Below are 23,104 nucleotides of genomic sequence, written 5' to 3'. Positions count from 1 at the left end.
TGGGTATAGTGGAAAATGTGGCAGTGTTGTTGTGGGAAAATGCACCTGTACTACAATACAATGATGATGAAACAAATGATAAAGGGATTAGTAACAGCGGTTTGTGCAGGCATTTTATTAACAGCCTGCCACAATAAAGACAATAACAAGGTATTGCTGAAACATGTAACCCTCATTGATGGCAATGGCGGCATGCCGGTGCCCATGACGGATATACTGATACAGGGCGACACTATTGCGGCAATAGGGGCAGGTCTGGAAGAGGGAGATGCTACGGTGTTGGACCTGGGCGGCAAAACCATTATGCCGGCGCTGATAAGTGCGCATGTGCATGTGGGAACCTTAAAAGATACCACTACTAAGCCGGAGAACTACACACGCACCAATATACTGGCGCAGTTGCATAAGTATGAAGATTATGGCATAGGTAATATATTGGTAATGGGAACAGACAGGCCTATGCTGTTTGAAAGCGGCCTGCGCGATTCTTCTGAGAAAGGTTTGATGCCAGGCGCCCGGCTGCATACTGCCGGCTATGGTTTTGGTGCGGTAGATGGAGCGCCGCCATTATCGTTTGCTATGGATAAGGTGTTCAGGCCTGCTACTCCGGAGCAGGTGGTGCCGGAAATGGATAGTGTGGCTAAGCTGTCGCCAACAGTAGTTAAAATGTGGGTAGATGATTTCAATGGCAAATACGCTCAAAAACTATCGCCGGATATTTATCGGAAGATCATTGAAGAAGCCCATAAAAGAAAACTGCGTGTTGCATCACACCTGTATTATTTGTCTGATGCCAAACAACTGGTGGCAGATGGTTTGGATATTATAGGTCATAGCATTCGGGATAAGGTGGTTGATGATACATTGCTGGCAGCTATGAAAGAAAAAGGCGTAGTGTATATACCTACTTTATCGCTGGATGAATTTGCTTATATCTATGCACGCAAGCCGGAGTGGATCAATGATCCGTTCTTTAAAAAATCGCTGGAGCCGGGTGTATATGAAATGATCACTTCGCAGGCTTACCAGGATAAATTAAAGAATGCACCTGACTACCCGGTAAAGGTGGCTGCTTTTGAAATGGCACTGCGTAACCTGGAAAAAATTTCTTCTGCGGGTATACTGGTGGCATTGGGTACTGATTCCGGCGCTATGCCTTTACGGGCACAAGGTTTTTCGGAACACCTGGAACTGGAATTGATGGTGCAGGCAGGGCTTACACCTTTACAGGCTATTACAGTGGCTACTAGAAATGCGGCTAAAGTGTTGAAGATAGATCAGCAATATGGTACGCTGGAAAAAGGTAAGGTGGCTGATTTTATTATATTGGGTAGTAACCCGGAAGTGAACATCAAAAACACCAGAACCATTGAAGCGGTGTACAAGGCCGGTAAAGAAGTGAGTAAAGGGCCATTGGCAAAAAACTAATCAGTAAATCACATAAATCGCAATTATGGAATACAGACAATTAGGTGCTTCGGGTTTGGAAGTACCTGTGCTAAGCTTTGGTACCGCTACGTTTGGGGGAAATGGGGAGTTTTTTAAAGCATGGGGTGCCACACAAGTAGAAGAAGCTACACGTTTGGTGAATCTTTGTATGGATGCAGGGGTGAACTTTTTTGATACAGCAGATATTTATTCAGATGGCTTGTCGGAAGAAATTTTAGGCAAGGCGTTGAAAGGCATACGTGATAAAGTATTGATCTCTACCAAGGCTACTTTTACGTTTGGCCAGGGGCCTAACAATCAGGGCTCTTCCCGTTATCACCTGGTAAGGCAGATAGAAGGCAGCCTGAAAAGATTAGGCACTGATTATATTGATGTATACCATATGCACGGCTTTGATGGCAACACGCCTGTGGAAGAAACCCTGCGTACGTTAGATGATCTGGTAGCGAGTGGTAAAGTACGTTACATAGCCTGTTCTAATTTTTCCGGCTGGCATTTGATGAAGTCATTGGCGGTATCTGAAAAATATGGTTGGAACCGCTATGTGGCGCACCAGGTATATTATTCGCTGGCCAACAGGGAATACGAGTGGGAGCTGATGCCATTAGGCCTGGATCAGAAAGTGGGCAGTATTATATGGAGTCCGTTAGCAGCTGGTCGCCTGGGCGGCAGGTATGGCCGTAATAAACCCGTGCCTAAAGATACCCGTGTGGCGCAAGGTGGCAGCCCGGTGCCGGACATGGCTGTGCCGGAAGAAGTGCTGTATAGCATTACAGATGCATTGGAGGAAGTGGCAGCAGAAACCGGTAAAACAGTTGCGCAGATTTCGTTGAATTGGTTGCTGCAAAGACCCACAGTTTCTTCTATCATCATTGGCGCCCGCAACGAGGAGCAATTGAAGCAGAACCTGGGTGCAGTAGGTTGGAACTTAACCACTGAGCAGGTACAAAAACTGGATAAGGCCAGCGAAGTGCCTACTATTTATCCTTACTGGCATCAGCGTCAGAATCTGAAGCTGAACCCGCCACCTCAATTTTATTAAAAAGCGTGATTGGGGGATAGTGCGTAATGCCCGGCAGTGAATGCCGGGTATTTTTATATCGGGGAACAGGGTGTTGTCTGGTTGCGTACTCTCCTTGTTCGGTTATGATACAATGTACGCCCTGTGCAGCTTGCTCTGTGGCTTGAAAATGAGCTGCTTATATAATTGGAACGCTATTTTGTAGATAGTTCGTAGTTTTTCATAGATAATTATCTCATATGCTGTTTAACTATCTGAAGATTGCGTTCCGCTCCCTGAAAAAAAGAAAGGGGTTTACGGCTATTAATATTATTGGTTTGGCCCTGGGCCTGGCCACCTGTATGCTGATTGTGTACTATGTGGCTGATGAGTTAAGCTATGATCAATACCATATAAAAGCCGACAGGATATTTCGTATCAACAACGATATCAAGTTTGGAGGTAATGAAAAATCGTATACTACTTCTCCGGCCCCACTGGCTGGCGTTTTGATGCAGAACTATCCGCAGGTAGAAACAGTAGTACGGTTTAGGGAGAAGGGAGCTTTTAATGTACGGAAAGGTGCGCAGGACATACAGGAGCATCGGGTGGTGTTTGTAGATTCTACTTTGTTTTCTGTTTTTACGCTAGGTATGATAGAGGGCGATGCAGGTAGGGCATTGGTAGAACCCCGTACGGTTGTGATCAATGAAACCACTGCTAAAAAATATTTTGATGATGTGCATGCAGTGGGTAAAACGCTGCTACTGGATGACAGTATTCCCTATAAAGTAACCGGTGTGATACATGATATGCCGGTACAATCGCATTTTAATTTTGATCTGTTCCTGTCTATGGCTTCACTGGAAGAAGGTAGGGAAGAAGCATGGCTGAGTAATAATTTTGTTACGTATGTGCTGCTGAAGCCTGACGTTAAGAAGGCAGCCTTTGAACCGGTGTTTGCACAGATTATGCGTAAGTATGCAGGGCCACAGCTGCAAAGCCTTATGCACCTGGATATAGATGCTTTTGAAAGAAGCGGTAATTATTACCGGATGAACCTTACACCAGTAAAGGAAATTCATTTGCACTCTAACCGGGTAGGTGAGATGGGCAGGAACGGTAATATGCAATATGTATACATCTTCTCGGTGATAGCGGCTTTTATACTATTGATTGCCTGTGTAAATTTTATGAACCTGTCTACTGCCCGCTCCGCCAACCGGGCAAGGGAAGTAGGCGTGCGCAAAGTATTAGGCTCGCCAAGAAAGCAATTGATAGCACAATTTTTATCAGAATCTATACTCATCACTTTTGTGGCGGCTATACTGGCAGTGCTGGTGGCGGCTTTGTTAATGCCTTTGTTTAACCATGTTTCCGGTAAGAATATCAGCATTAGTGTGCAGTCGTTGAAATGGCTGGTTCCGGCATTGTTGCTTACAGTGATAGTGGTAGGTTGTGTAGCGGGTTCCTATCCTGCTTTTTTCCTGTCGGGCTTTCAACCGGTAGAGGTGTTGAAGGGTAAGTTAAGTGCTGGTTTTAAAGGCGGCAGGCTAAGAAGTTTACTGGTAGTGTTTCAGTTTGCTATTTCTGTTTTCCTGATTATTGGTACACTGGTTATTTATAACCAGATAGCGTATATCCGTAATAAAGACCTGGGTTATAACCGGGAGCAAATGCTGGTAGTGCATCACCTGGGTGATTTAGGGAACAATGCAGAGGTATTTAAGCAGGAAGTGAAAAAGATACAAGGGGTTAGTGGGGCTACTATGACGGGGTTTTTACCTACATCTTCTTACCGGAACAGTACTGTTTTATTTAGATCGGCTGCATTGGAACATGATAAAGCTATTTCGTCGCAGGTGTGGGTGGTGGATGAAAGTTATGTGCCTACGCTGGGTATTCAATTGAAAGCGGGCAGAAATTTTTCGCAGGAAATGGGTATGGATTCGTTGGCTATTATTGTAAATGAAACAGCAGCGAGGATGATGGGGGGAAATGCTTTGCAGCAGGAGTTGATAATGCCGCAGGATAATATGTTGAAAACTACTAAAACCTATCATGTGATAGGGGTGATCAAAGATTTTAACTTTAGCTCGCTCCGGGATAATATCACGCCGCTTACATTATTCTACGGACGTGAAAACACGTCATTAACGGTTAAAGTAAGTGGTATGGGAGCAGCTGGTACCATAGATCGTATTAAAGCGCAATGGAGTAGCCTGGCACCGCACCGCCAGTTTGATTATACTTTTATGGATGAGGATTTTGATGCCGATTACCGTGCAGAGCAAAGGGTAAGTACTATTTCTGTGGCGTTTACCACGCTGGCTATTGTGATAGCCTGTTTAGGTTTGTTTGGACTGGCTGCTTATGCAGCCGAGCAGCGCACCAAAGAAATAGGGATACGCAAAGTGCTGGGGGCCAATGTGCGCACTATTGTAACCCTGCTATCGGCCGATTTTATTAAGTTGGTGGTAATAGCTATACTGGTAGCTACACCACTGGCATGGCTGGCTATGCATGAATGGTTGCAGGGTTTTGCTTACCGGCAAAATATCCAATGGTGGATAGTGGGGCTGGCGGCAGTGGCTTCGGTAGGCATTGCTTTGGTTACTATTAGTTTTCAATCGATAAAAGCAGCTTTAACCAACCCGGTGAAGAGTTTGAAAAGTGAGTAGATTACTTATATTTACTTATGAACTTTTCTCCACTGTTTCCGGTATTAGAAACCTGCACATATTTAAATACAGCCAACGCCGGCTTATTATCTGTTCCGCTAATGGAATGGCGACGCGAAACGGATCGTCAGTTTAGCATAGGCGCCAGTGAATTCAGAAGCACTACCGGTAATGCTATTGTGGAAGATGCCCGACAAACCATTGCCGGGTATTTTCATGCAAAGCCCGGCTATACTTTCCTGGTGCCTAACATGTCGTTTGGTTTTGGGAAGGTGCTGGATGGGCTGGAAGGCCCCCAGCGTGTGTTGTTGTTACAGGATGATTATCCTTCTATCACCTACCAGGTAAAAAGCAGGGGATGGGAACATGAGTTTATTTCCCTGCTCCTGTATGAACAACTGGAACAACGGATACTGGAAGCGGTAAAGCGTTTTCGACCTACGATGCTGGCTTGCAGCATCACGCATTATCTGAATGGCATTACGCTGAACCTGGATTTGTTTGCTGCTATTAAAGCTGCTTACCCTTCCTTGCTGATAGTGGCAGATGCTACACAATACTTTGGCACTACTGCCTTTCATTTTGAAGACACAGCTATTGACATTGTGTTAGCCAGTGGTTATAAATGGCTGTCGGGTGGGTATGGTAATGGCGTGGTGTTAGTGAAGGAGGAAGCTGCAGCGCGTTTATATACAAAGGCGCAGCAATTGTCAGGCCCCAATGAGTTGTTTCTGAAAGAGAAGAATAAACTGGCCTTACAGTTTGAACCTGGTCATCTTGACTTTATTAGTTATGGAAGCTTAGGGCAGGCCATTCGTTTAAGGCAGGAATGGGGAGAAGAACAATTGTTACAACACATTGATCTTTTATCAGCAAAGGCTATGAAGGCTTTTACAGAGCGTGGTGTAATTGATGCGGCTATCAGCATGCGCAAACAGCATGCACCTATTTTTACAATACAGGTATCGGATAGAGTAAAGGAGGCAATACGTGCTGCTAACATCATTGGTGTGAACAGGGGCACGGGATTAAGAGTGTCTTTGCATTATTATAATACAAAACAGGAGCTACAGCAACTGCTGGAGGTAATGGATAAATAATAAAATAAGCCCCGGTTATCCGGGGCTTATTGGTTTTTTAAGGGTGGGTAGTGCAGGTGTTAACTGGCTAATAAGCCGGCGGCACGCATCTTGGTTTTAAGATCGCGTAGCTCGGTAAGAATGGACTGCACTTCTGTTTGGGAATAACTGCTGCCTGGTGCAGAAGCATTGTCGGCTGATACAGCAGTGGTAGTATGCGCGCTGATATTGAACCAGCCTGTGTTTCCGGTTCCTGACTGCTTTACATAGATCACCTCGCCGGAGCTACCTCCTTTTTTCAGGTAAATAGTGCCTGGGGGTGCAGTAATGTTACCGTCGGGCGCTACAACGCCTGTGAGTGAGGGCAGGCTTGTTTTTTCGGCGCTGATGCCGGCAATCAATACTTTATTGCCGGTGCCGGAAGTGGCGTTGGTGGTGGCTTCCAGTATACAGTAGGCACGGTCGGCTACAGCAAACGGATTCTTTACTATCAGCTCGTAGGTTTGTAAAGCTGTGGAAAAGGTAATTGTTCCAAGGGTTACCGGGGTCAGGTTGTTGATGTAAGCTTTTATATATACCGTTTCACTGCCTGTTTCTGCTTTGCCAATTACTTTAATGCGTAAATAGCAGTCTTCACTGGTAATAGACTTTGTTTGTCCGGTTATGGTATTGGTATACCAGGCATAATAGGTTTGAGAAGTGCCTTCTTCGCCGGTAATCAGTTTTATTTCATTTCTTTCATTATGCCATCCGCCACCGCGGCCCATGTTTTTAGTGGTGAACTGCCATTTGTTATCAAACAAAAGATGGTCAGTGCTGCCGCGCATAGCAAATCTTCTGCCATCGGTGCTTTCTTCGTTTGCCAGGAAATATTCGCTGGACTCGGCTATGCAAAATGGGTGTGAAACCGTGTTGCCTACCAGACCACGGGCATTGTTAATGCATTTTACTACGCCTGACTGCGGATAAGTGCCTACAATTTGCCGGTTATTTACAATTTGCAGGGGTAGGCCGTTGTGGTTACTGTTATCACAGTTGTTGAATACAATATCGTTTTTGCTGGTTTGAACAATAGCTACAGGTACGTTCTCTTTACCCTGGAAGGATATGTTGCCCAGATAGCTGCTTTGTTCAATGTTAACATACAGTTGCGAGTGCACACGCTCAACTGATATGCCGGATGCGGTTTTGAATATAGTAGTGGCATAGGTGTCATCGGTGCTGTAGTTGTTGGCATACACCGTTACATTTTTATCGCTTACTGATTTTACTACCAGGTATTGTTTTTCGCCATTGGTATAAGTGAGTCGTAACACAGATACGTTGGGGAACAGCACATTAGTCATGGATGCTGTAAATACAACTACATTAGAATAGGCTGTGGTGGCGCAGGTGATTCTATCCGCTTCCGGAATGGCAGTATCTGTAAGTGTGGTTAATGTTTGACTGCCTTGCTCCAGATGGCAGTTTTCAAAAATTGCCGGTTGTCCTGCATGTACAATATGGGCGCCGGAGGAAGATTCTATTTCAATATTTCTGAAGCGCTGAAACAGTGTGTCGAACTTACTTTCAGCAAGATATATGGGGATAAACTGACCTCCTAACCTGATATCTTCATAACTGCCATCGTCGTTATCCTTCAGGTAAATGCCATAGGTTCCATTGGTAACAGATAACCTGCGTAAAGTGTGCTCCATCAGGCTATCTAAGTGAATCAGGTATTGATTTTCGAGTGTAATGTTAATGGCCTGGTATTCAGGTAATGGTTTGCTTTTACCAAAGAAACTACAATCGGTGATGAGTGTGCCTAATACAGGAGATTGATAGCCGTTGCTGTCGATTTTAAGGATGTTACCGCCATTGGTAGCCAGGAAGGAAAGGTTTTTGATGATAGGAGGCGCCAGACGAATGTTGGGGCTGGCAGATTGCATGCCATCCAGTATGATCATGTAATCGTTTAAAGAAACAGTGGACGCAGGTTCATACGAAATGTTTACCCGGTAACGGTTAGATGAATTGGAGTTATGCCCCTTCTCTTCCCTTACGCCCTGCCAGCAGAAATGGGTAATGCTTGCTTTAGAAGCGAATAGTGGCTCGGTTACCTTGTACTTGATCCTGGTGAATTTTACCGTAGTAGTGCCGGTGTTGCTGGTAAATAAAGTTGCGCTTCTGATGGCGGCTGTATCGTCATTGCTACCATCGCCTTTTGCGCCAAAGTATTCCGGGTAAATTTCATCATTCAGGCAATTGCCGGTAAACGTAATGTTGTCGAATATCCTGTAAAGAAAAGGTGTTTTCAGGTAGGTGTTGCTGAAGGCTACGATGCCATTTTTAAACAACCCTCCGTTAAAATACAGGCAGCTGTTTGCCGGGATAGTAAGTGTAGGATAGCCTGCCGTAGCGGTGCCACCAAAATCATGCTCATACCTGATTTCAAAAATACAATTGGTGTTGCCTGTAAACTGCGCCTGTAAATTGGCAAAGCTGGCTGCACTTCTGATGATAATTCTTTTGAGCGCCTGGTTGGTGGACAGGTAATTTTTAAAACGCAGGTGGTTGTTTACGAGTTCCAGGTCTTCTCCATCTACCAGGTCATCTACATAAGATTTTACTACTGCTTCGGCTGGAAACAGGCTGGTGCTGCTGCCTAATGTGCCGGTTGTTTTTTTATTAGCTGTGTTTTCAGGAGTAAAAGAAAGGGCGTTGTTTACATCTGTAGCATTGAGTGTAACTGCACCCGTTCTGGTGTTAAACGAATCTACCGCCATAGGTTACAAGTGTTTTTAATTGGTTAGAAATACTTACCATGCAAATGTACCCGATGCGGTGTATGTGCTCCAAATAGGGTTTTCGTGATGAAAAATAGTTGTAGATAAATAAACAAAAGCGCTTTTATTAACCAGGAAGGATTACGGGCAACCCGGTACTTTAAAAGTACCGGGTTGCCCGGTATTTATTTATAATCCCTGCCAGCTTTTTCGGATAGCCTCCTGTAAAGGAGTAACCTCCCTGATAAACGATAAGGAATATATTTTTTTATTAGAAGAGGTTGTTTGCAGATCTATAGCAATGCCACCATATCCAAGGTATTTGGTATAGTCGGGTGTTTTAACAGTATAGATATACTCAAAGAATTCATCCAGTTTGATGCCGGCGGTAGCTTCGCATACCTGCTGAAACTCTTTATCTGTAAAACCTCTTTGTTTTTCTTTATAAAACCGGTAATACAATGTGCGCATTACATCATCGAGCGATTTGTTGTTGTTAGTAGCGTTGCGGATAGCAAAATCCAGTAACATGCCCATTGCCGGACCTTTTTGATAATAAGAGATGGTGGAATCGGGAGAACGGCCAAAAGGTCCGTCATGCCAGGTTTCTGCGCTTGCCTGTGTGAGCGACTGGTAAAGGCGGCCAGATGTGTTTTCGTAAGCAGCTATGTTATGTTGCAGGTTTTGCAACAGGCTTTCTGTAGTCATGAGCCCTGCGCGACGTAGAACAATGTACTCATAATAAACCGTAAGCCCTTCCGATACCCATAGCATGTTGGTGATGTTTTCCCTGGTGTAATCGAACGGGCCTAATGCAACAGGTCTTATTCTTTTTACATTATAGTGATGGAAATATTCGTGTGCCATAAAACTGAGCATCTGTTCTCTGCCTTCAGGTGTGTTCAGGTGTTCGCCCGAGAAACTGATAGTAGTAGAGTTCAGGTGTTCAATACCACCCCGGCCGGGGCCAATGGCAAGGAAGGTATAATGGGGATAAGGTATTTCGCCAATGATGTTTGCTGCACTGGTAATCATTTTTTGTAAATCATTACTGAGCTGTTGTTTGTCAAAGTTGCCGATGCGCCAGCCTGTAAAATAATGCGGAATGCCTTTTACGGTAAAAGAAGGTGTTGACTCCAACTGGCCTATTAGAATGGGCGAGTCGTATAATATATCAAAATTGTTTGCGTGGAAAGTATTGGTATTGGTTTTTGCCAATCCAGTGGCTATGTTGGGCCATTGTGCCGCGGGTTGAACCGTAAGGCTAACAGCACTTTGCAGGTAGCCTGCCGGATACAGGAACACCCCGGTAGGTGCTATATAAGCATGGGTGCTATCCAGCCAGGGTTGTGCTACAAAATTGGTGCTGGCATTAACGTCGTATTCCAGGTGTATAGCGCTACCGGCACTGTGTATGACCCGCCAGGTGCTATGCCCGGTTTTTTCCCAACTAAGTGGCTGGTGATTGTTGTCAGTAGCTGCAAAGCCAGACACTTTACCGGCGTAATTCAGTAATTGGTAATAACCGGGCATCCAGGAAGGCATAGTAAAATCGGTGATGCTTTGGGTAATGCCGGTTGCGATAAGCTGGATGTGCAGCTGATGTGATTGCGGTTGTGGCATGGATACGGTGTAGTGGAACTGTGCGGGTTGTGCCCGGGATGAGAGATGTACGGTGCATGCCAGTATTATAGCGGGCAGTAGTAGTTTTAGAAAAGACATAGTGTTGAATAGTTGCTGTAAGCAGCAAATTATTACCAGGTATTCGTAAACACTTTACTGATATTAACAAGTATTAACTGAAATATCTGGTTTTGGGTATAAGTGCGTTTAGGGTGATGGGGGACTACTTACGGCTTGTTTAAGTTTTATATTTGTATACTATGAAGTTATTAACAGAAGAAGAGCTGGTATGGTCACCCATTGTGGCTAACAACAGGATGAACCGGAAGCGAAATGCCAGTGGTGTTAATAGTTATGAGCGTGAATTAAAGTTTAATCCGGAAGAGTTTCTGGATGATTGTTTAAAGCAGCAGGGGCATGCAAAATGGTTGGATCTATGTTGTGGTGAAGGAAATGCGCTGCTTCAATATGCGGAGCGACTAAAGGTGGCAGAAAGTCAGGATAACGTTACCTTAACCGGTGTTGATCTGGTGGGTGATTTTCAGATGATTCCACCCTCAGTTAACTGTCTTCGGTTTATAACTGCTTCTTTGGTGCATTGGAACAATGAAGAGCAGTATGATCTTGTTACCTGTGTGCATGGTATACATTACATCGGGGATAAACTAAAGGCATTGTCTGTAGCTTTAAAAGCGGTTAAGAGTAATGGGATGTTAATAGCCGATTTGGATTGGAATAGTATTAAAATTGAAGGGGATAAAGATCATCAGTATTTGAAGACGTTATTCCGGGAAAATGATATTGATTACAATGCGCGTAGAAAATTAGTGCGTTGTAAAGGAACGCGCAATATTCATTTTAGTCTTACATATATAGGTGCTGACGATAAAGCGGGGCCTAATTATACGGGGCAGGAAGCGGTAGATTCGTATTACGTGCTAAATGTATATTAATAGAAAAGAGTTCGGTTTTCGAAAGTGTGACATATGCAAAGCTCCGCGCCGTGCGCGCAAATTGCATAGCCATGGAGGAAGTAGCTTGCATATGCCACATTTTTGAAATGCTTTCTTTAGGTATTGTAAGAATAGCACGGGTCATCATGAAAACAAACGGTAGGTATAAAAGAGGGGGGCTGAGGGATAATATAGCGATGTGTTAAAAAGTACGGACAGCTATAATAACAGTAATCATAAGCATTACTCCGCCACCAAGCAGAAAGAATTTATTTGCCTGCGCATTCTGAATGAGTAAAAATAAATTTAGTACTAACAGGTATAACCCGATTGCAATAGCAGTGAACGTTTTTGTGAGATCGTAAGAGCCACCGCCGATTCCGGTACCTCCTTCTATTCTATCTCTAAGCAGGAAAACATATAACAGGGTAATGGCAGGAATGGTTAGCAGGATTATTTTGACCAGGTGGCTTGTTTTCATATACAGGAAGATAGCATATTTTAGCGTATTGAGGAAGGGGCTATGTGCTTTACTTTATAGGTGCCATCGTGTCCAGTATCTTCTGGGTTGGGTAGTAAGATTGTCTTTCCTGTTTTCTTAGCCAAGCTATTTGTTCTTCTGTATCAGGAGCTTTCAAACCGCGTGCTTTGCTGATGTTGGCGAGCGCCTGGTCGGCGGTATAGCCATTCAGTAGTAAAATGTTCGCAGCAATAATTGAGGCCCTGCCTATACCCATTCTGCAATGAATAACAATGGATTCTCCGTTATTGACTTTTTGCAATAGATTTTTGACAAAGCCGGTAGCGTCAGGTGGAATGCTTCTGTCTTTAATCATGCACTCCGCATTTTCTTCCTGTAGTTCCAGTTCGTGTATTTCTGTGCTTTCCAATAAGGACACAAGGACAGTTACTTGTTGACGTTTAAGGTGTATTACCTCGTCTGCCAGCCAATCTGCACCCCGGGGGCGTGGCATAATACCTAGTCGTGCGTTATTGGGAAATTGATGTATCCAATAAATTTTTGTGGGCATATTGTTGTTAGTGTTATAGCTTGCTTTTTAACCATGTTCTGAAATTGGCAATGATCTCAGTTGCCGTTCTGTCAATCGGATACCACATCCTGTGTCTGGCAATCTGTTCTGGGGCTGCAAATTGGATGATATTGTCAATGATCACTTTAGAGGTGTCACTACCTATAGAGTATTGGAAATTAGATAGTTTTATTTTAATTTTCTCATTACTGCATTCGATGGTAACGGTTGTTTCGTTGATTAAATCTGTTCCGCCTTCGTAAAGGGTGTTGAACCTTATTTTTTCAATGATCTTTCCTGTATCTTTTGAATCTGTTTGACTGATTCTTCTTTGATCTTTGATGTCTGTTGCCACCCATTGATTGGCTATTTGATATAATATTGATTTGGATTTTCCGGGTATAGAGAAAGTACTTTCATGCAGGTAGTGGCCATTTATAATATGTAGCTCCGGATTTTGAGCAAAAGAAAAGAATGGGGCTGCAAGAAAGATAAGGATTATGTGTTTCATGTTTTTAAGATGAAAAGTAGTTTTGTGAATAAGCCTTTCTCATGACGCTCAGATTATTGACATACGAGCGATCTTTTGAAGGAAGATCTTATTCGCAGAAACAACTGAATATGTAAAGCTGCTAAAAAGAAAATCTTAGGTGTATACCCTTCAAATTAATTCTTTGTTAAGGTGTCTGCTTAGACTCTTTTCCTATATATTCTGAGAGTTAGTGTGCAGGTTTCCTGGAAAAATAAATGCCAGGTCTGCCTTCTGAATACAATACAAGGTGAAATGCATCCACTTTATCTATTTCCAGGGTATCACCTGCTTTGGTTGAACCTATTACCAGATGTTTTCCATCTTTTAAGAGCCGGTAAACGTGATGTGCATTGTTGGCTTTAATGCCGCCGGGTTGGGAGGATATAAACTGGTTGTCTGCGGTAAATGTAACTACCAATCCTTTATTGGTTTTATTGGCATTACGTGCTTCCTCACTGTTAGGTGAAATGTAATTGGGGAAGTCAAATTTCTCAAAAATCCAGCTTCCAACGATTAGTTTCTTTGTTGAAGCTATATCCTGGAATGCACTTACTATTATAAACAAGGTTGTTAATGTTATGATGCGTTTGTTATGCATAAAGTGTTTTTGTAGAGTAAGATAACTTTGTTCCCGCTTATTTAAGAATGGGTAATAGTAGTATTACGATTTGATAAAAGTAATTATTGTAAAGGTAGTTGGGTTTTCGTGAATGAGTATTCCTTATTTCAGTATAATGGATGCAAGCATAGCAGCTGTTGTTTTGTCCATGCAAAGAGCAAGAGCGTCTTTTTCTTTGTGGTTTACAATAATGACCATATAGAAAAATTGTTTACCATTGATTAGATACACACTTGAAAGTGTGGGATCTTCTTCCTCGTATAGTAGTTGAAATTGCAGTGCTTGATTATTTTTAAAGGTGCTTTTTCGCTTGTTTATTACTTTCCACTTTACGGACCCTTCGTCTGGTTTGCGTTCCAATGCCATTTTGATAAATTCATTGAAAGAGAGTCCTTGCTTTTTCATCTGGTTAATCTGGAAGGTTTTGATAGAGCTGTTTTTCATAGGGTCTGGCGTTACAGAATAAACAGCACTGTATTCGTCCTTCATCTTTTGTAAATCCCATTGATCTGGATATTTAAAACTTAGTGTGCTTGTTTTCAGTTCTTTTGTTAGTGCAATAACAGTATCAGCCCAATTAGGTATTGTTTGAGCTGTGCCAGTAAATGAAAAATGTGAAGTGAAAAGTGTCAGAAATAGGATGAAAAGATAGCTTGCGCGGTTGGTAGGGTTGTGCTTTAAATCCTTCATATGTGGGGGGGGCTGTAAAGTACACTTAAAAGTCTCCCAAATATTTGAGAGACTTTTAAGTGTAGCCGCGAATATACAGATGTCGAACAAAGTACTTTTTGATTTTATTGCCTTTTACGATTTGCCAGAGTGAAAAGCAGATAGGTAGTACTTTGCTAAGGATAGTTAGCTCATAAATAAAACTGCTGAATAATCTAATTGGGAATGTTTTATAGAAAAGCACCCCCTAAGTTTTGATTCTAATTATATTCACCTCATGAAAATCGTTATATATGTTATCATGCTTGCATCTATTTTCCTTATTAAGCAAGCAGGAGACCGATTGCACGTCTATGAGCATGGTGAGCACGTGCTTGCAACGATCTCCCACCTGTCTGGTCAGCAAGAGTCGGGTTCGTATGCAAGTTTCGAATATCGTGGTAAAGTGTACAACAAAAAAGTAGCTGGAATATTTGGTACGTCACATAATGTGGGAGAGCAGGTTGATGTGATTATTGAAGAAGGTAAGTCTGTAGTGCTTTTTCCGGAGGAAAAACCTGTAAGGGACTTTTGGTTGAGTGTTCTTTTTTCCGGGGGATTACTCCTTTTGAGTGTTCGGGTTTCTGGTAAAAAGCCTTTGCGAAGAAAGATGGATGCCTCTGAAGAGTCGAAAAAGAACACGGAAGCACTCATGGGACAGCCATTGCCGCAAACTACCAACGAGAAATTAGATCACAATTATCTGCTTGGTGCTATCAGATTCGAGGGTAGTTATTCCTTTTATTTAATGCCTATAGCTTATTGGATATTGAATTACGGAAAGTATGACCGTTCCTTTGAGGTTCGTAATCAGGAATTTGTCTTTCGCGGTAACGTTTATAATGTCGATGACAGGCAGATTGTTTCTTTTTTGAGTGCGATTGGCGAGGATAAAATTAATAATGAGGAAGCGAGAAAACTTATAGAGGATGGTGTTAGGATGGTCTTCTTCGTGGACTTTGATTCTTATTTATTCATTGATGGATTTAAGGAGATTTTTCTTGATGATTATATGCCTAATGAGAAATGGCAGGTTAAGATGGATGACCCTATCAAGTTCATGCCCAAGGATTTGCCTGGCTAAAAGCCACCAGTGCATTGCCCGTGATAGCTTAATTTGTTTTTTCTAGGAACGATACAAACAGGAATGAGGCAAGACGTTTTTTTGCAGTCAGAAAATGAATATTTTTTGACTACGAAGTATAAAAGGGCATGTACAAAAGTTGTGGAGTGAAAGCAGGAACTCTGGAAAGCTATTCTAAACAATATCCATACGTTGCACAAGTATTGGCAGCTGTTCCTAAAGTTGGTAAATATACCTACCCCATTGTCTTTTTCAGCAATGTTACAATAGGGTTAAAAAGTAAATTGTAATAGCAAAAAATCAGCATTAAAGTAGATTCGGTTTTACATAAAAATCTTGCTGGTTAACCTTTTAGCTGCCTTTAGAAGTGGGTCTTTCCTTATTTCAGATTTCATAAAAAAGGAGCTTTCCGTAGCCTCATCCTATAGGACGAGCAACTCGCTCTATAGAACCTGTTGCTCGTCTGTTGTGCTGAGCCCCTCGTCCTATAGGATAAGCAGCCCGTAACAACGGCTGAGCTGCTTATCCTATAGGACGAGCGTTAGGCTTGCAGGAATCAGCAGCTTGTCTGATGGTATAGGCACCCAAAAAGCACGCTCCGAATGCCTGAAAGAGCTTTCCAATGCCTCGTCCTATAGGACGAGCAGCTCGTCCGTACAAACGAAGAGCCCGTCCGTTAGCATATGGAAGCGGAAAGCACTACTTTTCCTCATACAGGTTTTCTGGAAACCTACTGCCATTGCCCTTTACTTTTCTTAGGATCAACCCACATTCGTCTAATAAAGGCTTCGGCTTACTTATGTTAGCCGCAGAAAAACGGTACAACAACCGATGAATAGTTTAAAATGGGATATGGGGTTTGTACGCTGAATAGAAATAAAAAAGCCTTCCAGAAAATCTGAAAGGCTTTAAGTGTAGCCGGGAATTTACAAATGTCGAACAAAGTGTTGCTTGATTTTATCGTCTTTTGCGATTTGCCAGAGTGAAAAGTAGGATTTCGATTAATAAGGGTTGCTATTTGTTGTGGATCTGTATTTGGCATTACTACATAAATAAACTCTTGAATCGTTGTATATAGTTTCGACTCTTAGCGAATATTTTATGTTGGGCTATTACTTTTGTTGCCTGATTAATCATATCTACTTGTGTAGACGTACATTCTCTAGGATAGATTGTGACATGATGTTGTAATGTTGTACTGGGATTGTCGCTACTAATAATTAGGCAAGCGGACGAACTAAGGGGAAATGCAAATGTAAACGGTCCGCCAAGTCCGCTAAAATTAAAAATGATGTCTCCAGAGGCAATAAAGCCAGGATTGTCTGACGTGAAAAATTCATGACCTGCTGGTGCATGGTATATCTGCACTGCTGATTGCAAAAGTGTTTGAGTTACTCTTTGTACCAGTTTAGGGTTTTTTTCCAAAAAAGTTTGAGTATAAATATCTTCTGCTTTTGAAGGTTCATTTTTGAACTGCTCTTTTATAGTGTCTATGGATGTCCAAGGGCCTTTTTTGTCCATTTTCTCTACCAGGTCAAGGTAAGGAGTAATTCTTTTTTCGAGTTCTCCGGCAGCTACTTTGCTTTTCATTAAGCTTGTTACAAGTTGCCTATGTGTAGGATTGCGCTGTTTTATAGTGATCAGTGTACCAATAAGTGCTTCCAGTTGATGTTTTGGTATCCAAAATGCAGTTGATTGTTGCTGACTTACAAGGTCTACAAGTGTTGGCAAGGAGTTTTCTTGTGAAACAAAACTGTTTTTTTCTATATAATGCTCGTCTTGAATATTTTGAGTGGCTTTGGTTTCCTCTCTCTGAATTTTAAAGTACTCTCTCTCATAACAGACTTGTGATATGTGTCTTGTTGAAATGCTTTTATACTTTTTGCACAATTGAAAGAAGTCACTATTCTCATCAGCGAATCGTTTCAAGTATACTTTGGGAACATAATGATGGTTTTTAGGTTGCCCAGATTTCATATAGCCTTAATTAATCGTTAGAGTTTATTTGAACCAAAATTGCCTGATTTCGGTATTTCTTTACGTTATAAAAACGAAAAGAGGATGGCTCATTTAATTATGAGACACCCTTTTCAAATGCTAGTAACCTATTCCTTTATGGAGCTCTTTAGAAAGTCATGTGCGACATTTATTTCTTGCATTCTAACCTTCAAAAGTTCATCTAAAAGTTTATCTCCAAAAGAATGAGCATCTGAATGATAAATTAATGCTTTAGCCGCCCGAGCTTTTTTTAGTTCGTTTGGTGAGTAATTGTTTTCAAGAGAAAGAATCTCTTCCGCTGATGTATTCATTCTGAAGTTGTGAATGTCTTCATTTTTTATTTCTCTGTATTTTGAGTTTGAGGTATCCAAATCGGGAGCATTTATTTGTATTGCAATTCTTTGAGGAATCGAAAATTTTGTTGACACATATTGCCCGTCATTTGTTCTCCAAAATAATTTTCGGGTTGTAGCATTATACCTTAAATCTATGTCTCCAACTATACATTCTAAGAAGTTTTCTCCTATAAATTGGTCTAGGGGAGTGAAGTTTATCTTGGAGGGCCGTTTTCCTCTGGATTTAATAATAGTGTCAAGGTCTATAGCTTCGTATTCTGTGGGAGTAAAATTTAAGACAAACGCAGCTTCACGCCATGTTGTTAATTTGATAGCTTCTCTTAAAATATTAGGATCATCTTTCCAGCTTATTTTCGATTGAAATAGCAGTGATTTTTTTTCTACTCGGTTTCCAATTTGTAGTGTTAATTCAAAAATTCCATCTGCTCCTAATTTATTCTCTGTTGCGCCAGGGCCTCTTCCTCTGAATTTATGATAGTTTATACTCCATGTCCATTCCCCTGGGGTTTCAATTTGACTATCTTTTACAAACACTCTTTGATTCTTAATTCTTAACGTACCTCCTAAGTCCCCGGTTAATGCATCTTCTTCTTCACTTGCAGAAAAAAATCCTTCAAGTGCTAGTGGATATTTGCTAGAAATATGTTTTTTAATGTCTGCTTTTACCTCTTCTGGAATATATAGCTTCTTTCGTGTCATCTCCGATTTAAAACTATGCCCGCTTTAGCGTATGGATAAATAAAAAAAAGTCCAATAAATTTTACTTTATTGGACTTTTAAAATGTAGCGAGGAGCAGACTTGAACTGCCGACCTTCGGGTTATGAATCCGATGCTCTAACCAGCTGAGCTACCTCGCCGGAGGTTTTTTCCATTTTTGCGGGAGTGTTCCTGCGTTAATGGGCGGCAAAAATAAGGGGAAATATTAATTCCGTCAAAATTGATTTTAAAAAAAATCAGTTTTGACGGAAACTTTTTTAGTAATGCCAGCGACGAAAGGCTTCCATGGCAGCGTATTGAGTTAGACCAAGTTGCGCGTAAATATTAGCGGTATTGGCGTTGCGTTCTTCGGCGCGTTGCCAGAACTCGCGGGAGTCGCTGCCCTGGAAGGGAACCGAATCTTTTTGGCTTTGGTGTATGAAAATGCCGAAGCGTTTTTTCATTACCTGGTCGGGGCTCATAGGGATGGCCATTTCTATTTCGGAAATATCCCATTCCTGCCAGGCGCCTTTATACAGCCATACCCAGCAGTCTTTTACCCAGGCATCACCGGCGGCTTTCAGGCGGCGCATCGATTCAAATATAATGTCCAGACAAACTTTATGGGTACCATGCGGGTCGGCCAGGTCGCCGGCGCAATAGATCTGCTGGGGTTGTATCTGGCGTAGCAGGCTTATAGTCATTTCTACATCGGCTTCGCCCATTGGCTTTTTTTCGATAGCGCCGGTTTCGTAAAAGGGCAGGTTCATGAAATGGGCTTTGTCATCTGTAAGGCCTACATACCTACAAGTGGCTTTGGCTTCGCAGCGGCGTATCAGCCCTTTGATGGCCCTTATTTCGGGCGTGTCTATCTGGTTGCTCTTTTTAGATTGTAAGAAGGCGCGGGCTTCCTGCAATATTTTCTGGCTCATTTCGCTGTTGATACCAAACAGGTCTTCAAAGCCTACGGCAAAATCGAGGAAGCGGGTTACAAACTCATCTGTTACGGCAATGTTACCGGAGGTTTGATAGGCTACATGCACTTCGTGCCCCTGGTCGTGCAGGCGTTGAAAGGTGCCACCCATAGATATAATATCATCATCCGGATGCGGAGAAAAGATCACTGCTTTTTTAGGGTAGGGGTTGGAGCGCTCGGGGTGGTTAGGGATAACCACATTGGGTTTACCGCCAGGCCAGCCGGTAATGCTATCACGTAGCATATAATACACCTGTAGGTTCACTTCGTAGGCATCGCCTTTTTCCACCAGCAGATCGCTCAAGCCGTATTCATTGTAATCGCGGTCGGTAAGGCTAAGAATGGGCTTGGACAGTTTTAGTGCCATTTGCGTAACGGCTTTTTTAATCATGTCGGTACTCCATTCACATTCACCGGTTAGCCAGGGCGATTTATTGCGGGTCAATTCTGTGGCGGCGGCAGTATCCATGATAAATTGTACATCATCGTGCTGTTGCAGCAGCGAAGCGGGTACATAATCAGTAACAGGGCCTTCTACGGCTTGCTGTACTACAGGGGCTTTCAGCGGGCCCCAGGCCATCAGAACAATCTTTTTGGCTTTTAATATGGTGCTGATGCCCATGGTAATGGCCAGGCGTGGCACTTCCGACATATTGGTAAACTCGAAGGAGTTAGCCAGCCGGGTGGAATTATCCAGCGTGATCAGGCGTGTTTTGGAAAACAGGGTGGAGCCGGGTTCGTTAAAACCGATATGACCGTTGTTGCCTATTCCTAATATCTGTAAATCTATACCGCCTGATTGTTCAATCAGGGCTTCATAGGCCGCGCAATGGCTTTTCACTTCTTCTTTAGGAATGCTGCCATCGGGTATATGAATGTTGCTGGCTACCATGTCAACATGGTTAAACAGGTGGGTGTACATGAAGCGTTTATAGCTTTGCAGGGCATCCGCGTCGATGGGATAGTATTCGTCGAGATTAAAGGTGATGACATTACGAAAACTCAAACCTTCTTCTTTGTGCATGCGCACCAATTCGGCATACACCAGTTTGGGAGAAGATCCGGTGGCCAGGCCTAACACGCAGGGTTTGCTTTCCTGCTGTTTGCTGGTAATAAGAGCGGCTATTGTTTGTGCAATAGCCAGGGAGCCTTGTTTACTGTTGTCGTAAATAAAACAGGGTACCTTTTCAAAAGAGTCTACCATGGTTGTTATTTAATTGAGTATGAAGTTTTGCGGTAACAGGCACCTTTTCTTTATCCGGTATGCACATCATACAGGCGGGATGCCTGAGCGGAACTCACGAGAAAACGCGGATAAAAATGAAATATGTGCGTTTTTGTGCGGCAAAGTTAATTTTGTTTGGCGGTTTTGTGCGGATATTTTTTAAACACCATTTCTCTGCTGGAAATGACAACCGGAAGGCAAAATTGTTATACCCGGCATGAATAAACCTTCTATTCCAACGAAATTTTATTATTTGTATTATTGTGTGGTATAATTGAAATACCCACCCTTACACTCTTATATGAATAAAACAATTGCGACCTTGCTTTTGCCCTTTTTGCTGGGTGTAACACTGGCGTCTGCCCAGAAAAAAATACCAAAATTCAAATTTGGCGATGTTAAACCAGAAGATTTTGCGGCTACTGCTTATGCGGTAGATAGTTCGGCTGATGCTGTTTACTTGTTTGATGTAGGTTATGCTTCGTTCGAAGGAAATAATGATGGCTTTTTTAATGTAGTGTTTAAGCATCATGTACGGATACACCTGTTACATAAAAATGCTTTTGATTTAGCAACGGTAGAGTTGAGTTTGTTCGGGCGCAATGAAGATGCACAAAAAATAGCCGGGCTGGAAGTGGCCACCTATAACCTGGAAGGCGGGAAAGTGGTTACCACCCGTTTGGAAAAAGGCAGCTTATTTAAAGACAAAGGAGCGGAATCGCAAACTCAAAAATTCACTTTTCCTGCTATAAAAGAAGGTTCCATTATTGAATATACCTATGAAATAACAACTCCTGATGCCAGAAGAATTCCTACCTGGCGTTACCAGGATGAATATCCCCGCTTATGGTGCCAGTATGAAGTGAGTATTCCGGAGTTGTTCGATTTTGTTTTTGTAAAACAAGGCTATTGTCCGTATGCTATAGATACCGCTATGGTAAACTATAGCAGTTTTCATATCACTGCTCCGGGAGCAACACCTTCTTCACCTTCCCGGAACTTTACCTGGAGCGGTAATATTGTAACATCTGTATGGGCCATGAAAGATGTGCCAGCCTTAAAAAGCGAAGCATATACTACTACCTTAAGAAATCACGTGGCTAAAATAGAGTTTCAGCTGTCTGCCATTCGTTATCCCAACGAACCGGTAAAACATGTTATGAATACCTGGAACGAAGCTGCCGAAAAGATGCTGAAAAGCGAGATGTTCGGGGAAGGGCTTTCTGATAGGAGTGGTTGGATGGATGACGAGTTGAAACTGGTGGCGCCGCAGTCTGATAAAAGCCTGGATGTTGCCAGGAAAATTTATGAAAACATACGGGATCATTATACCTGCACAGATGATTATGATATTTACCGGTCGCAATCATTAAAGAAAACATGTCAGTCGAAGAAAGGGAATGTAGCGGATATTAATTTACTGCTTACCGCTATGTACAGAAGTCGCGGATTCACCGCCGATCCGGTAATATTAAGTACGCGGGAGCGGGGTAAGGTGCTGGATGCCTATCCTATTATGAATAAGTTTAACTATGCCATATGCAGGGTACAGGTAGAGGATCAGTTTTATTTACTGGATGCTACGCAGCCTAACATGGGATTTGGTAAACTGCCTTTGCAGTGCTACAATGGCTCGGGGCGCATTATTAGTGAAGAACCTTATGTGGTTCAACTGGATGCTGACTCGTTGCGTGAATCTAGTTTAACTACTGTTTTTATCGTTAATGAGGAGAAAGAGGGACTTTCGGGTTCGTTTGTAAGCAGTAAGGGGTATAATGGTTCTACAGTGATACGTAGCAATCTGAAAAAAATAAAAGAAGATGAGTTTTTCAATAACATCAAAAAAGGCTTTTCCCTGGATGTAGATATGGCGAATAGTGGCATTGATTCGTTAAAGGTGTTGGAAGAACCGGTTTCGTATCATTACGATTTTAAATTTTCGCTGAACGATGAATCGCTGGTGTATTTCTCACCTGTGATAGGCGATGATTTGTATAAGGAAAATCCTTTTAAGGCGGCAGAACGCCTGTATCCCGTAGAAATGCCCTATTGCCGGGATGAAACCTATGTGTTGAATATGGAAATGCCTAAAGGGTATAAGGTGGAGGAGTTGCCTAAATCAGCCCGGGTGAACCTGAATGAAAATGAAGGTAAGTTTGAATTTATTGCGGTGGCATCGGAAGATCGTATTCAGTTAAGAAGCAGGCTGGTATTGAATAAAGCTACTTTCTGGCCGGATGATTATCAAACCCTGCGTGACTTTTTTACTTATATAGTAAAAAAGCAAAACGAGAAAATTGTATTTAAAAAAGTGAACTAATGGGT

Annotated in this window: 17 protein-coding genes and 1 tRNA gene; 7 read left to right on the top strand and 11 right to left on the bottom strand. The window is 42.4% G+C overall.

All coding sequences use genetic code 11. From position 1 onward, the window contains the following. The first annotated feature begins 60 nt into the window (after window positions 1–60). From FLA_RS22700 to FLA_RS22685, 4 genes are all read left to right on the top strand, one after another. Window positions 61–1,428 (top strand): amidohydrolase family protein, encoded by a 1,368-nt coding sequence (locus FLA_RS22700; protein ID WP_197705818.1) that lies wholly within the window; start codon window positions 61–63, stop codon window positions 1,426–1,428. 25 nt (window positions 1,429–1,453) lie between these two features. Beyond that, the gene (locus FLA_RS22695; RefSeq protein WP_076374645.1) at window positions 1,454–2,491 is read left to right on the top strand and encodes an aldo/keto reductase; all 1,038 of its coding nucleotides are present in this window, start codon (window positions 1,454–1,456) and stop codon (window positions 2,489–2,491) included. 218 nt (window positions 2,492–2,709) lie between these two features. Beyond that, a complete protein-coding gene (locus tag FLA_RS22690) occupies window positions 2,710–5,130 on the top strand; it encodes an ABC transporter permease (protein ID WP_076374643.1) in 2,421 nt (806 codons plus the stop codon). Window positions 5,131–5,147: 17 nt separating this feature from the next. After that, window positions 5,148–6,230 carry an aminotransferase class V-fold PLP-dependent enzyme gene (locus FLA_RS22685; RefSeq protein WP_076374641.1) on the top strand — a complete coding sequence of 361 codons (1,083 nt, stop codon included), beginning with the start codon at window positions 5,148–5,150 and terminating at the stop codon, window positions 6,228–6,230. Window positions 6,231–6,289: 59 nt separating this feature from the next. On the opposite strand, the gene FLA_RS22680 is transcribed toward FLA_RS22685, so the two are convergent. Next, window positions 6,290–8,977: a hypothetical protein gene (locus tag FLA_RS22680; RefSeq protein ID WP_076374639.1), complete on the bottom strand. Its 2,688-nt coding sequence runs from the start codon at window positions 8,975–8,977 to the stop codon at window positions 6,290–6,292. Window positions 8,978–9,166: 189 nt separating this feature from the next. Further along, complete coding sequence (locus FLA_RS22675) at window positions 9,167–10,600, bottom strand: M61 family metallopeptidase (RefSeq protein ID WP_076374637.1); 1,434 nt, start codon at window positions 10,598–10,600, stop codon at window positions 9,167–9,169. Window positions 10,601–10,860: 260 nt separating this feature from the next. On the opposite strand from FLA_RS22675, the gene FLA_RS22670 reads away from it, so the two are divergent. Next, window positions 10,861–11,553 carry a class I SAM-dependent methyltransferase gene (locus FLA_RS22670; RefSeq protein ID WP_076374635.1) on the top strand — a complete coding sequence of 231 codons (693 nt, stop codon included), beginning with the start codon at window positions 10,861–10,863 and terminating at the stop codon, window positions 11,551–11,553. Window positions 11,554–11,755: 202 nt separating this feature from the next. On the opposite strand, the gene FLA_RS22665 is transcribed toward FLA_RS22670, so the two are convergent. From FLA_RS22665 to FLA_RS22645, 5 genes are all read right to left on the bottom strand, one after another. Next, window positions 11,756–12,034 (bottom strand): hypothetical protein, encoded by a 279-nt coding sequence (locus FLA_RS22665; RefSeq protein ID WP_076374633.1) that lies wholly within the window; start codon window positions 12,032–12,034, stop codon window positions 11,756–11,758. A 49-nt stretch (window positions 12,035–12,083) separates the two neighbouring features. Continuing rightward, the gene (locus FLA_RS22660) at window positions 12,084–12,584 is read right to left on the bottom strand and encodes a protein-tyrosine phosphatase family protein (RefSeq protein ID WP_076374631.1); all 501 of its coding nucleotides are present in this window, start codon (window positions 12,582–12,584) and stop codon (window positions 12,084–12,086) included. Between the two features lie 13 nt (window positions 12,585–12,597). After that, on the bottom strand, window positions 12,598–13,095 hold the full coding sequence (locus FLA_RS22655; RefSeq protein WP_076374629.1) for a DUF4468 domain-containing protein: 498 nt from the start codon (window positions 13,093–13,095) through the stop codon (window positions 12,598–12,600). Window positions 13,096–13,303: 208 nt separating this feature from the next. Beyond that, window positions 13,304–13,714, bottom strand: a complete 411-nt coding sequence (locus FLA_RS22650; RefSeq protein ID WP_076374627.1) for a hypothetical protein — start codon at window positions 13,712–13,714, stop codon at window positions 13,304–13,306. 123 nt (window positions 13,715–13,837) lie between these two features. After that, entirely contained in the window at window positions 13,838–14,425 is a 588-nt protein-coding gene (locus FLA_RS22645; RefSeq protein WP_076374625.1) for a hypothetical protein, read from the bottom strand. A 256-nt stretch (window positions 14,426–14,681) separates the two neighbouring features. On the opposite strand from FLA_RS22645, the gene FLA_RS22640 reads away from it, so the two are divergent. Further along, on the top strand, window positions 14,682–15,527 hold the full coding sequence (locus FLA_RS22640) for a hypothetical protein (protein WP_076374623.1): 846 nt from the start codon (window positions 14,682–14,684) through the stop codon (window positions 15,525–15,527). A gap of 1,044 nt (window positions 15,528–16,571) precedes the next feature. Here FLA_RS22640 and FLA_RS22635 read toward each other — a convergent pair. The 4 genes from FLA_RS22635 to nagB form a co-directional block, all read right to left on the bottom strand. Beyond that, window positions 16,572–17,504 (bottom strand): DUF4238 domain-containing protein, encoded by a 933-nt coding sequence (locus tag FLA_RS22635; RefSeq protein ID WP_076374621.1) that lies wholly within the window; start codon window positions 17,502–17,504, stop codon window positions 16,572–16,574. 128 nt (window positions 17,505–17,632) lie between these two features. Then, on the bottom strand, window positions 17,633–18,580 hold the full coding sequence (locus FLA_RS22630; protein WP_076374619.1) for a J domain-containing protein: 948 nt from the start codon (window positions 18,578–18,580) through the stop codon (window positions 17,633–17,635). Between the two features lie 85 nt (window positions 18,581–18,665). Then, window positions 18,666–18,739: transfer RNA gene (locus FLA_RS22625), tRNA-Met, on the bottom strand. A gap of 117 nt (window positions 18,740–18,856) precedes the next feature. Beyond that, a complete protein-coding gene (gene nagB / locus FLA_RS22620) occupies window positions 18,857–20,758 on the bottom strand; it encodes a glucosamine-6-phosphate deaminase (protein WP_076374617.1) in 1,902 nt (633 codons plus the stop codon). 322 nt (window positions 20,759–21,080) lie between these two features. Here nagB and FLA_RS22610 point away from each other — a divergent pair, with 322 nt between their 5' ends. After that, the gene (locus tag FLA_RS22610) at window positions 21,081–23,099 is read left to right on the top strand and encodes a DUF3858 domain-containing protein (RefSeq protein WP_076374615.1); all 2,019 of its coding nucleotides are present in this window, start codon (window positions 21,081–21,083) and stop codon (window positions 23,097–23,099) included. The last annotated feature ends 5 nt before the right edge of the window (window positions 23,100–23,104 follow it).

Origin of the sequence: Filimonas lacunae, assembly GCF_002355595.1 — a bacterium.
Classification (GTDB): Bacteria; Bacteroidota; Bacteroidia; order Chitinophagales; family Chitinophagaceae; genus Filimonas; species Filimonas lacunae.
This window is presented reverse-complemented; position numbering and strand designations above follow the sequence as displayed.